Source organism: Rhizobium leguminosarum (assembly GCF_002953715.1).
In the GTDB taxonomy this organism is placed as follows: Bacteria; Pseudomonadota; Alphaproteobacteria; order Rhizobiales; family Rhizobiaceae; genus Rhizobium; species Rhizobium leguminosarum_V.
The window spans coordinates 918,936-930,723 of the sequence record NZ_CP025013.1; the positions used below are offsets into that span (position 1 = coordinate 918,936).

The window sequence follows — 11,788 nt, forward strand, 5'->3', positions numbered from 1 at the left end:
GGGAGGAGGTCGATTTGGTCACTGGGTATCGAGGTGCTGCTGCGGGCGCCATTTCGCCAGGCGGTTCTCGATCAATGTCATGATGTATTCGGCAAAAAGCGTGACGACCATGACGAGGAGGATTGCCGCGAACATGCCGGCGGCATCGAACGTACCCTTGGCGATCGAGATGAGCTGGCCGATGCCGAAGCGGGCGCCGACGAATTCGCCGACGATTGCGCCAATGATCGCGAAACCGAAGGACACGTGCAGACTGGCGAAGATCCAGCTCATTGCCGACGGGATGACCACGGTGCGGGTGACCTGCCAATCCGAGGCGCCGAGAATGCGGGCATTGGCGATCATGTTGCGGTCGGCCTCGCGCACGCCCTGGAAGGCGTTTGCAAAGACCACGAAGAACACCATGATGAAGGCGAGAGCGACCTTGGAGGGCAGACCGAGACCCATGATCATGATGAAGATGGGGGCGAGAACGACGCGCGGTATCGAGTTGATCGCCTTGATATAGACGGAGAAGATGTCCGACAGGAAGCGGTTGCGGCCAAGACCAATGCCGACGAAGACGCCGGTGATCGAACCCGCGAAGAAGCCGATTAAGGCCTCCTCCATCGTCACCCATAGATTATACCAGAGCGAACCTTCCGTGGTGCCTTCGGTTGCCCATTCGTAGAGGCGCTGAACGACGCCGCTTGGGCTCGAATAGAAGAACGGATCGATCCATTGCATGTTGGAAGACAGCTCCCACATGCCGATCACGAATACCAGGATGGCGATCTGCCAGAAGCGCACCAGCGTCTTACGCCGGCGCATTGCCTTCAGCGCCGATGCCTCGATTTCTGTGTCCGACGTGCCCGGCCGAAACATGGTGGCCGAACCGGCCTCAAGTGTGGTGTGTGCCATGATATCCTCCCTCAGGCCGCTTCGCTCGCGCGGCGGTAGCTGGTCTCCACCTCCTCGCGGAGGTCCTCCCAGATCGTCTTGCAATAGTCGATGAAGCTCTGCTCGTAGCGGATTTCCGACACGACGCGCGGGCGGGGGAGATCGATCGTGTAGACTGACTTTACCGTCGCAGGGCCGGCGGTCAGGACATAGACTTTGTCGGCAAGGGCGACAGCCTCTTCGAGATCGTGGGTGACGAACACCACCGAGGCCTTGCGCTCCGCCCACAGTTTCAAGAGCTCTTCATGCATGACGGTGCGGGTCTGGACGTCGAGGGCCGAGAAAGGCTCGTCCATCAGCAGAATCTCCGGCTCGTTGATGAAGGTCTGTGCCAGGGAGACGCGCTTGCGCATGCCGCCAGAAAGCTGGTGGGGGTAATGATGGAGAAATTTCGAAAGGCCGACGCGGGCCAGCCAGTCGCGCGCGCTCTTTTCCGCTTCAGTGCGCGACTTGCCGCGAAACAGCGGACCGGCCATGACGTTGTCGATCACGTTCTTCCAGGGAAAGAGTGCGTCGGTCTGAAATGCGAAGCCGACACGCGGGTCAATGCCGGTGATCGGACCGCCCATCAGCCGGACTTCACCGGCACTCGGGCGTGCGAGACCCGTCACAAGGTTGAGCGTCGTCGATTTACCGCATCCGGTGGGGCCAACGACGGCGACGAACTCTCCGCGGGCGACCGTCATGTTGAAATCGCGCAAGGCCGTAAGGGACTTGCCGGTCGGCGAGACGAAGCGGCGGCTGACGTTGATCAGCTCGATCGCCGGGATCTGGTTCTTGTCATGTTGCATGATGATACCTGAGGCGTGCTTTGGGCGCGTGCACGCAGTGCCCATGGATCGATCGGGAGGTCGCTTCCGGTTGGGACCGGAAGCGACGCGACGCCTTACTTGACGTTCTTGACGAATTCCGTCGTGTAGGTCTTGGAAAGGTCGATCTGCTTGCCCTTGACGTTCTTGGAGAACTCCGAGAGCACGGCAAGCACGGTCTTCGGACCGTCTTCCGGCATGACGCCATCCGGTGTGAACATGCCCTTGCCGTCGTCGAGAGCCTTGATGTAGCCGTCCTTGTCGCCGACGTAGAAGTCCTTCGGCATCTTGTCCGCGATCTCGGCGGCGGAATGCGTGTTGATGTAGCGCAGCGTCTTGACGAAGGCGTCGGCGAGCTTCTGTGCCTCTTCCTTGTGCGCGTCGACCCAGGAGGCTTCCATGTAGAGTGAGGCGGCCGGATAGGTGCCACCGAGCGCCTGACGGGTCGACTCGACCGTGCGCATGTCGACGAGCACGCTTGCCTCGCCGGTCTTGATCATGCGTGAGATCGTCGGCTCGGTCGTCATGCCGGCCTGGATCTGATCCTGTTGCATAGCGGCGATGAAAGTGCCGCCGGCGCCGACTGGAACCGTCACGACATCACCGGGCTTCAGGCCGGCCTTTGAGGCCATGAAGAGGGTCAGGAAGTTGGTGGACGAGCCGAGACCGGTGACGCCGAGGGTCTTACCTTTGAAGTCGGCCGGAGATTTGATGTCAGGACGTTTGCTCGAAACCATCTCGACTTCGCCCGGCGCCTGGCTGAACTGGACGATGGATTCGACGAATTTGCCTTTGGCCTGCAGGTCCACACAGTGATCGTAGAAGCCGACCACGCCCTGGACGGAGCCGGCCAGAAGCTGGTTTTCGGCATCGACGCCGGCAGCTTCGTTCAGCAGTTCGACGTCGAGACCCTCGTCCTTGAAGTATCCGAGCGATTCGGCAAGCTTGGCGGGCAGATAGATCTGCTTTTCATAACCGCCGACCATGATGGTGATCTTATCGGCCGCATGTGCGGCGCTGGTGGCGAAAGAAGCTGCGGCGAGAAGCGTCGAAAAAGCGACGGTGTGAAAAAGGCTGCGTGAAGAACGCATGGAAATCTCCTCCTGTGGTTTGCTAGCATCGTCGTCTCGCCACTTTGACCGTGTCTCCTCCACGATGCTGCCCCTTCCTATGACGTCGAAGCTTTCAACTAGCTTTCAGTCGCGGATGGGTCAGCAGCTCGTCGAATTCCGTCGATACATCCCCCATAGCGGGGAGCGACAGGAAGCAACGGGCGCGCAGTCATTTCTTAAGCCAGATGCGCTGCGCCTTCCACAGACGTCTGCGCCAGACGGATCTCTCTCCGAGCATGCCGCATCAAGCCATCGCGGTAAGCGCTTCAACGTGAAAATTGGGAGAGAATATGTCCGCGATCGTCATCGCGATCTGGCGACTGGCGGCGAGCAGTCTATGAACCGACGGGCAGCCTTGACCGGGCCGCACTCGGCGGATCGTCATACAGACGGTTCCAGGCGCGGCGGAGCTGCCGTGCCGAGCCGAAGCCGGCGCGCATCGCGACGGCCTCCATGTCCAGCCGCGAACCGGAGAGCATCTCGCGGGCAAGAGCCACGCGCATGCGGTTGACGAAATCCGTAACGCTCATGCCCGTCTGCTCGTTGAACAGCCTTGAAAGGTTGCGCGGGCTGGCACCGCTGAGGCGGGCGAGGGACGCCACCGACCAGTCCTGAGTGGGGTTGGCGACCACCGCGTCCTGCGCACGGTGAATGACCGGGTGAATATGGTTGCGACCTTCAAGCCAGGGCGAAAGCTGCGGATCCGAGCCGCCGCGCCTGAGATAGACGACAAGATATCGCGCCACCGCAAGCGCGCAGGCATGTCCCGCCGCTTCGGCAACGATATGCAACATGAGGTCTATGCCGGCGGTGATGCCGGCGCTCGTGAGGCGGTCTCCGTCCTCGACATAGAGCCGGTTGTCTCGAACGCGCGCGTTGGGTGCGAGCCTTACCAGATCCTCTATGCAGGCGTGATGGGTGGTGCACTCGCGGCCGTCGAGCATACCTGCCTCGGCAGCGAGCAATGCGCCCGAGCAGATCGAAGCCAGTCGAATTCCCGGACGGATGGCGCGCTTCAACCATGCGACAATGGCAGCCTGGTCGGCGCGTTCCTGTTCGTCCCACGGGTGGCTGTTTGCCATCGGCGCGTCGGCGCTGCCGGCAATGACGACAAGCGCGTTGTCGGGCAAGCGCTGCGGCAACGCTGCGACGCCTGTGACGGCAAGGCCGATCGAACTGCCGACCGTCGCCGATGGGCCGATATAGGTGGCGGTAAAGCGCACTGCGCGCTGTTCGAGGTTCGCCTTGCGCAGCACTTCGATCGGGCCGGCGACGTCGAGCAGCAGCACGCGCGGCGGAACGACGACGAAGACCGGGATATCGAAGGGCTGCGCGGCGTCCGTCATGCGGCGAGTGACTTGCCACGCCCAGCCAGGGCCTGTTCGACGGTCGCGATCCGAGCGAAACGGCCCGACAGGACCAGTTCAGTCCGGTCCCGGATTTCCCTCGCGCTCCAGGTGCGTCCCGTTGTGTCGGTCATCGGGAAGGTCAGGGTCGCCTCGCCGACATAGTCGACTTGATAGCCGAGATCGGAGGCATGGCGGGTCGTGGTCTCGCAGCACTGTTCGGTGCGGATGCCGGAGACGAGGATACGACGGACGCCGTTCTCGGTCAGCCACACGTCGAGACCCGAGCCGACGAGGGCGCTATGACGATTCTTCCTGAACGTCGCCTTGGGAGCGATCCTGAGCGGGGCGAGCGTGCTGACGAACCCGGATGCTTCCGAAAACGGCCCGTTTTCATCGACATGGAAGATCTGGATGATGGGTATTCCATCGGCTTCCGCGCCGTCGATCAGAGCCTGCTGACGATCGATATAGGCGGAAACGAGGTTTTCGTCCCAGTAATCCCGGTGTCTGAAGGACTCCTGGGCGTCGATAACGAAAAGGACAGTATCATGGCCGGACATTTTTTACTCCATGCAGGTTGATCATGAAGTCATATTCGGCGATTTGAAGACAGGGGAAAATGCGCGCGCCGGACAAATAGCGGACGATTCGCGCCAATATCCGCACTCGGGGGCGACCTTGCCTCAAGAGTCTCGGGCCACATCCAGCGCCTGCGGGCCGGGCGTACATAATCGGCCCGACTTCCACGCAATTCCGGATCAGGTGTCAGCTGGTAAAGCTTCGCAGATCTCTCAGCAGGTTGCGGTACCTGGCCTGGCTGCCGACCAGATGCTCGCGCATGGCGTTGCGGGCGGCCTGATCGTCCCTATCCCAGATTGCGACGACGATCGCCTCGTGCTCTCTGTGGATCAGCTTTCGGTAGGCGGTCTGTTCGGCTGTTCGCGATTCCGGGACGAGTCTCGACTGCGGGATGATCGCCGACCCCTGGGACTCCAGGAACTGCCTGAACAGTGGATTGTTCGTGGCTTCGGCGATTGCGGCATGAAGCTCCAGATCCGCATCGCGAATGGATTGATCGCTCTCGATGCATTGGAGGACTTTCCGATGACATTCGAATATCGCCTCCTCCTGTGCCGGCGAGCGGCGCAGGGCCGCGAGGCCCGCCGCTTCGATTTCGACAGGCGTTCTGATCTCGAGTACTTCAAGATCGGAGGCGACGCGGGCCTTGTCGACTTTCCGTGCGGAGAGCGCCGGATCTGCGCCGAGCACGAAAATCCCCGCTCCTTGGCGCACCTCGACGAGCCCGTCCGAGCGAAGTGCGGCCACGGCCTCGCGCACGACCGTGCGGCTGACGCCGTGTGTTTCGGTCAACTCGTGTTCACTCGGAAGCTTGTCACCGGCAGAATATTGGCCGCTTAATATGGCTTGCCGGAGGCTTTCGCCGACCTGTGTGACCAGCGACCCGGAGCCTTTGCTGCGATCCTTCATCTGCATAGCCACGCCTGCCCCCGCATCGGCCTTGATCCGAATGCCGTTCAAACGCGCGGCATTGCGAAATTCACGATTCATCACACATGTATGACAAATTTTACCGCCTTTCAATGGATAAGGGCCGACCAGAGAAAATCCGGCACTGCGCTTACATCTCTCGGCGCTGGTTTGGCATATGCGTGAGGAGCGGTGGAAGCACTCACAACCGCCTGGTCGACTCTCCGCGTACGAATCTCGGCGTCAGGATGAAATCTTCAGGCGGCGCGGCGGCGCCCTCGGGGCTTGCTATTCTTGCCAGGAGGCGTTGTGCAGCCAATTCCCCGAGCTTCTGCGCATCCTGCACCACCATGGTGATGCGAGGCGTGATGACATTGCTCCAGGGCACGTCGTCGACCATCGCCAGCGACACGTCGTCAGGGCAGCGGAAACCCATCTCCTGCATCACCTGCAGTGCTGCGAGGCCCGTCATGTTATTGGCGCCGATGATTGCGGTCGGCCGGTCGCGACGGGTCAAGAGGCGCATCGCCTGTGCATGGCCGCCGGTCCTGGTGTAGCCGCCTTCGACCACCAGCGAAGGATCGAGGTCCACACCGGCGCCGGCCATCGTGTTCATGAAGCCCTTCAGACGCTCGTCGGCGGTGTGCAGGCCGCTCGGCCCGGAGATGAAGCCGATCCGCCTGTGGCCGAGCTGCAGCAGATGTTCCGTCAGGATAGTGGTGGTCAGCGGGTTGTCGGAACCGACAAAATCACGCTCGGCGCCTTCCACCTTCTGGTCGAACATCACGATCGGGGTTTTGAAGTCGCGCAGGAACGTGGCGTACTCCTCGCCGCGCCCGTTTGCCGCCAGCGCAATGCCGGCGATCTTCTGCGCCTCCAGCCGCTCCAGCAGCGCCCGTTCGAGATCGGCCCTGCCGGAGGAGTCGGCGATCAGGACGAAATAGCCGTGATCGAGCGCCTGGTGCTCGATCTCTCGACGGATGTCGCCGAAGAACATGTTGCCGAGATTGGCTGAAACGAAACCGATCAGCGAGCTGCGTCCGCGCGCCAGCGTCTGGGCCACCGGATCGATGCGGTAACCGGTCGATTTTATTGCCTGCTGGATGCGGTCAAGCGTCTCGGCACCGACCCGCTTCGGGCTGTTGAGCGCGAGCGAGACGGTAGAGATTGAAACCCCCGCAAGGCGCGCGACATCTCGTATGGTGGTCATGACTATCGAACCGGTTCTAATGCTTTGTTATGTCCGATTTTATTGATCGGCGCAACATTCATGCTTCAAATCTGTTGTTCCACAGGGTTTGCCTTAGTTATCTTGTGATCGAGAATTTCGGCTTGACAGACATCAGATCAGGCGAGATGATCATTTACCGAACCGGTTCGATATGATGTTGAACCGGAAAACAGGGAGGAGAAACCTGTGACGAGTTCGGAACGCCAGCCGGAAAATCCGGCATCGGGAGGGGCGGGCAAACACGCCTGGTTCAGCCAGGATCGCCTGGGCATGTTCATCCATTGGGGCCTGTATGCGCTGGGGGCCCGGCACGAGTGGTTGAAGAACCGCGAAGAGCTGACCGACGACCACTATCAGCGCTATTTCGACAATTTCGATCCCGATCTCTACGATCCCAAGGAGTGGGCCCGCCGGGCACGTCTCGCCGGCATGAAATATGTCGTGGTGACGACCAAGCATCATGAGGGTTTCTGCCTCTGGGACAGCAAGGTGACCGATTACAAGGCGCCAAACACGCCCTGCGGCAAAGATCTGCTCACGCCGCTGGTCGAAGCCTTCCGCGCCGAAGGGCTGAAGATCGGCTTCTACTATTCGCTGCTTGACTGGCACCATCCCGATTTCCCGATCGACGTTCACCATCCGCTACGCAACCATCCAGACGCCAAGGCGCTGAATGCCGGCCGTAACATCGCCAACTACGCTGCCTATATGCGCGAACAGGTGCGCGAGCTTCTGACCGGCTTCGGCCGCATCGACATCATCTGGTTCGATTTCAGCTACCCCGGGCGCGAATATCGCGGCCTGCCCGGCAAGGGGCGTGCCGACTGGGAGAGCGAGCGGCTGGTCGATCTGGTGCGCGAACTGCAGCCCGGCATCATCGTCAACAACCGCCTCGATCTGCCGCCCGGCACCCTGCCTGACGTGACGACGCCGGAGCAATATACGCCGCGCGTGGCCCCCGCCATCGCTAGCCAGGGGGTGCTCTGGGAAGCCTGCCATACCTTCAGCGGCTCCTGGGGCTATCACCGCGACGAGAATACCTGGAAGAGCCCGGAACAGATCATCCAGCTACTGATCGATTCCGTCGCGCTCGGCGGCAACCTGCTGATGAATGTCGGCCCGACCGGCCGCGGCACGCTCGATGCGCGCGCCATCAGCGCGCTGGAGGTCTATCAGAACTGGATGGAAGTCAACGGACGTTCCATCTATGGGGCAGGGCCGTCCGGCTATCCGGTGCCTGCCGGCTGCCGTTATACCCAGCGTGGCAACCGCCTTTATCTGCATGTTTACAATTGGCCTTACCGCCACATCCACATCGAAGGTCTCGCCGACAGGATCGCCTATGCGCAGTTCCTGCACGACGCCAGCGAGGTGCACTGGCTGAGCCATGCCAAAGATGTGGATTCCAATATCGGCGTGACAGTGCCGGAAGGCATGATCACGCTCGAACTGCCGGTCCGGCGCCCGGACGTTACCGTGCCGGTGATCGAGATCGTCCTGAAGGCGTGATCTCGATCGCACTCGCGTGTCCTTTGCGTTCATGGAGGGAGGAGAAACCCATGAAGGTTCTGAAGAAAACGCTTTTGCTTGCCGCTATCGGCAGCAGTCTTTTTGCCACAGCCGCATCGGCCGAACAGGTCAACCTGACCTGGCAGATGTGGACCGGCTCCGAAACCGACACCAAGAGCTGGCAACACCTGGCGGAGATGGTGACCGCCAAATATCCCGATATCAAGGTGACGCTGACAACGACGGGCTGGGTCGATTACTGGACAAGGCTGCCGGTGCTGGCGGCATCGGGACAGCTCGCCGACATCGTTTCCATGCAGTCGCTGCGCATGCCGAACTTCTATTCACTGCTCGAGCCCCTGAATGACCGGATCGCGGCCGATAAGTTCGATGTCGGCGCCTTCACACCCTCGATCATCGGCGGCATGTCCGTCGAAAAGCAGCTTTACGGCCTGCCTTACGACGTTGGTCCGTGGGTCATCTACTATAACCAGGACGCGCTCGAAGCCGCCGGCGTTCCGCTGCCGAAGCCGGGCTGGACGCTTGCCGAATTCACCGATGCCGCTAAGAAGCTGACGAAGGACGGGAAGTACGGCTTCGGCATCACTCCGACGAACTATTCGGTCCTAGCCGCGGCCTGGGGCGATAAATACGTCAACGACGCCGGCGAGCTTGATTTGACCAGTGCGAGCGCAGTTGCCGCCGCCGAGAGAGTGATCGGTTTCGCCGCCAAGGATAAGATCGCGCCGTTGGTTCCCTCGGGTGGCGCGGATCCCGGTGATGTCGTCCAGGGCCGGTTCAACTCGGGTAATGTCGCCATGTATATCGACGGCCCCTGGTCGATCATCGGCATGAAGGACCAGGCCAAGTTCAAGATCGGCCTCACCACCCTGCCGCGCGATGAGGGCGAACTTTCGGCCGTCACCGCAGGCTCCGGTTTCGGCATCGCCACGACGAGCAAGAACAAGGATGCGGCCTGGAAAGCGATCCAGGTGCTGACCAGCCCGGAAGCCTTATCCTATCTCGCCGAGCAGGGCCGTGCCTTGCCGGCGCGCACGGCGTCGCAATCCGCCTGGTACAAGGTGGCGGCCAAGGACATCACCAATGGCGGCGAGGCCATCGACTATTCCTTGGCGCACTCCGTGCCCTACGTGATCACCAATAACTGGGCGGCGGTGGAAAACCTCCTCAACCAGTATTTCCCGCCGGCTTTCGCCGGCAGCGCCGATGCCAAGCAGACGATGGAGTCCATCCAGAGCCTTGCACAGCAATAGAGCCGTCGCGTCCGACAGGACGCGCCGTCGCTTTGAAATCTGCGCATGATCCTTTCGGAAAATCGATTCCGATTTTCGGGTCATGCGCCAGCTCTCGCTGCGGCAGGAGCTGCCGCGCATGGAGGAAGACATGTCGCAAAGCGCTGTTGCCGAAGTTCCCTTGCAGCCCGGTCAGCCACGGCGCTTCCTGAAGCCGGAGACGCAGACAGCCATGCTGTTCCTGCTGCCGAGCTTCCTCGGCTTCATGGTCTTCATGGCCCTGCCGATCCTGGCGTCGCTGGCGCTCAGCTTTACCAACTGGCAGCTGATCTCGACGCCATCCTTCGTCGGCTTTCAGAATTATATCAGGCTCTTCACCGTCGATCCGGCCTTCTACACCGTATTGCGCAATACGCTGTTCTTCGCAGTCGAGTATCTGGCGCTGAATATTATCGTTTCGCTGACGCTTGCGGTCTGGATATCGAGCCTGAAGCGCGGCAAGGCGATCTTCCGGGTGATCTTCTTCCTGCCGACCTTCACGCCCACCATCGCCGCATCGGTGGTGTGGCTGCTGATCTTCACACCGGATGGGCTGGCCGACACCATCATCCGCGCGCTCGGCCTCGGCCTGCCGAATTTCCTGCTGAGTTCGACCTGGGCCATGCAGGCGGTGGTGCTCGTCACCCTGTGGGCGAATGTCGGCTACAACGTCGTGATGTTCAACGCCGCGCTCGACCTCGTGCCGAAGCATTATCTCGAGGCGGCGACGATCGACGGCGCCAATGCCTGGCAGCGCTTCTGGCGCATCCGCCTGCCGCTCATCTCGCCGACCGTCTTCTTCGGCACCGTGATGACGGCGATCACCTCGCTGCAGGTCTTCGACGAGATATTCGCGATGACGCGCGGCGGCCCGGGCTCGGCGACGGCCACGCTCGGTTTCGCCATCTACCAGAAGGGCTTCACCAACTTCCAGATGGGCTATGCCTCCGCATTGGCCTGGGTGATGTTCGTCATGATCATGGCGCTCACCATCCTGCAGTTCCACATGCAGCGCAAATGGGTGCATTATGACGATTGATCCGACCTCACGGCATCCGCATTCCGCCTCCCAGCATCGTCACCGCATATTGCGGCGCGTCGGCACCTTCGTCAGCTACACGGCACTTTCGCTGATCGCGCTGCTTTTCCTCTTCCCGTTCTTCTGGATGGTGTCGAATGCGGTGCGCTCCAATGCCGAGGTGATGGCCGTGCCGGTCCGCATCTTCCCCGAGGAGTATCATTGGGGAACATTCGTCGAAGCCCTGGTTTCCCTGCCGTTCGGAACCTTCCTGTTGAATTCCTTCGTGGTCGCCTGCGGCGTTACGGCGATCGTGATTGCAGTATCCTGCCTGTCTGCCTACGCCTTCGCCCGGCTGAAATTTCCCGGCCGCGAGGGGCTGCTGCTCACCTATCTCAGCACGCTGATGATCCCGCAGGTCATGCTGGTCATCCCGCTCTTCCTCATCGTCAGCAAGCTCGGCTGGATCAACACCTATCACGGCATGATCCTGCCGGTCGCCTTCAGCTCCTTCGGCACGTTTCTGCTGCGCCAGTTCATTCTCGGCATTCCCAAGGATCTCGACGAGGCGGCGATGATGGACGGGGCTTCGCGCCTGCGCATCCTGGTCACGGTCATCGTTCCGCTTGCCATGCCGGCCATCGGCCTGCTGGCACTGTTCACCTTCATCGCACAATGGAAGAGTTTCCTCTGGCCGCTGATCGCCACCAGCGGCATCGAAAAAGCTACGCTGCCGCTCGGGCTCACCCTGTTCCAGACACAGCAGGGCACCGCGTGGAACTACATCATGGCCGGCGCAACGATCTCCATGCTGCCCGGCGTCATCCTGGCCATCGTGCTGCAGAGGGTGATCTACAAGGGTATCACCGTCAGCTCCGGCTTTGGCGGACGCTAGAGCACGATGCCGAAAGTGTGAGCGGTTTTCGGACAACATCGTCATAAGAACAAAGATTTATGCGCATCGTATCAAGTTTGACGTGTTGCCCTTCAAGTCCGGCCGATTGCCGCCGAAGAAGGCGCGCGTGCCACTGCAAGATCATA

11 protein-coding genes are annotated in these 11,788 nt (G+C 61.1%); 4 read left to right on the plus strand and 7 right to left on the minus strand.

The features are described from left to right. Window positions 1–18: 18 nt before the first annotated feature. The 7 genes from CUJ84_RS28775 to CUJ84_RS28805 form a co-directional block, all read right to left on the minus strand. Window positions 19–900 carry an ABC transporter permease gene (locus CUJ84_RS28775; protein ID WP_003549874.1) on the minus strand — a complete coding sequence of 294 codons (882 nt, stop codon included), beginning with the start codon at window positions 898–900 and terminating at the stop codon, window positions 19–21. A gap of 11 nt (window positions 901–911) precedes the next feature. Further along, window positions 912–1,730 (minus strand): ABC transporter ATP-binding protein, encoded by an 819-nt coding sequence (locus CUJ84_RS28780; RefSeq protein ID WP_026188721.1) that lies wholly within the window; start codon window positions 1,728–1,730, stop codon window positions 912–914. Window positions 1,731–1,825: 95 nt separating this feature from the next. Beyond that, entirely contained in the window at window positions 1,826–2,839 is a 1,014-nt protein-coding gene (locus CUJ84_RS28785) for an ABC transporter substrate-binding protein (protein WP_105009018.1), read from the minus strand. Between the two features lie 356 nt (window positions 2,840–3,195). Further along, window positions 3,196–4,206, minus strand: coding sequence for a GlxA family transcriptional regulator (locus CUJ84_RS28790; protein WP_105009019.1), 1,011 nt, complete (start codon window positions 4,204–4,206; stop codon window positions 3,196–3,198). Beyond that, window positions 4,203–4,769 (minus strand): isochorismatase family protein, encoded by a 567-nt coding sequence (locus CUJ84_RS28795; protein WP_105009020.1) that lies wholly within the window; start codon window positions 4,767–4,769, stop codon window positions 4,203–4,205. Before CUJ84_RS28795 ends, CUJ84_RS28790 begins: the two co-directional genes overlap by 4 nt. Window positions 4,770–4,974: 205 nt before the next feature. Then, the gene (locus CUJ84_RS28800) at window positions 4,975–5,703 is read right to left on the minus strand and encodes a FadR/GntR family transcriptional regulator (protein WP_105009206.1); all 729 of its coding nucleotides are present in this window, start codon (window positions 5,701–5,703) and stop codon (window positions 4,975–4,977) included. 196 nt (window positions 5,704–5,899) lie between these two features. Further along, entirely contained in the window at window positions 5,900–6,907 is a 1,008-nt protein-coding gene (locus CUJ84_RS28805; protein WP_105009021.1) for a LacI family DNA-binding transcriptional regulator, read from the minus strand. A gap of 207 nt (window positions 6,908–7,114) precedes the next feature. Between CUJ84_RS28805 and CUJ84_RS28810 the strand changes: the two genes are divergently transcribed. The 4 genes from CUJ84_RS28810 to CUJ84_RS28825 all read left to right on the plus strand — a co-directional run bounded on the left by CUJ84_RS28810 (window position 7,115) and on the right by CUJ84_RS28825 (window position 11,642). Beyond that, on the plus strand, window positions 7,115–8,437 hold the full coding sequence (locus CUJ84_RS28810) for an alpha-L-fucosidase (protein WP_105009022.1): 1,323 nt from the start codon (window positions 7,115–7,117) through the stop codon (window positions 8,435–8,437). Window positions 8,438–8,487: 50 nt separating this feature from the next. After that, window positions 8,488–9,711 (plus strand): ABC transporter substrate-binding protein, encoded by a 1,224-nt coding sequence (locus tag CUJ84_RS28815; RefSeq protein ID WP_105009023.1) that lies wholly within the window; start codon window positions 8,488–8,490, stop codon window positions 9,709–9,711. 82 nt (window positions 9,712–9,793) lie between these two features. Beyond that, window positions 9,794–10,768 (plus strand): carbohydrate ABC transporter permease, encoded by a 975-nt coding sequence (locus CUJ84_RS28820; RefSeq protein WP_199788841.1) that lies wholly within the window; start codon window positions 9,794–9,796, stop codon window positions 10,766–10,768. Continuing rightward, the gene (locus CUJ84_RS28825; RefSeq protein WP_105009024.1) at window positions 10,758–11,642 is read left to right on the plus strand and encodes a carbohydrate ABC transporter permease; all 885 of its coding nucleotides are present in this window, start codon (window positions 10,758–10,760) and stop codon (window positions 11,640–11,642) included. Before CUJ84_RS28820 ends, CUJ84_RS28825 begins: the two co-directional genes overlap by 11 nt. The last annotated feature ends 146 nt before the right edge of the window (window positions 11,643–11,788 follow it).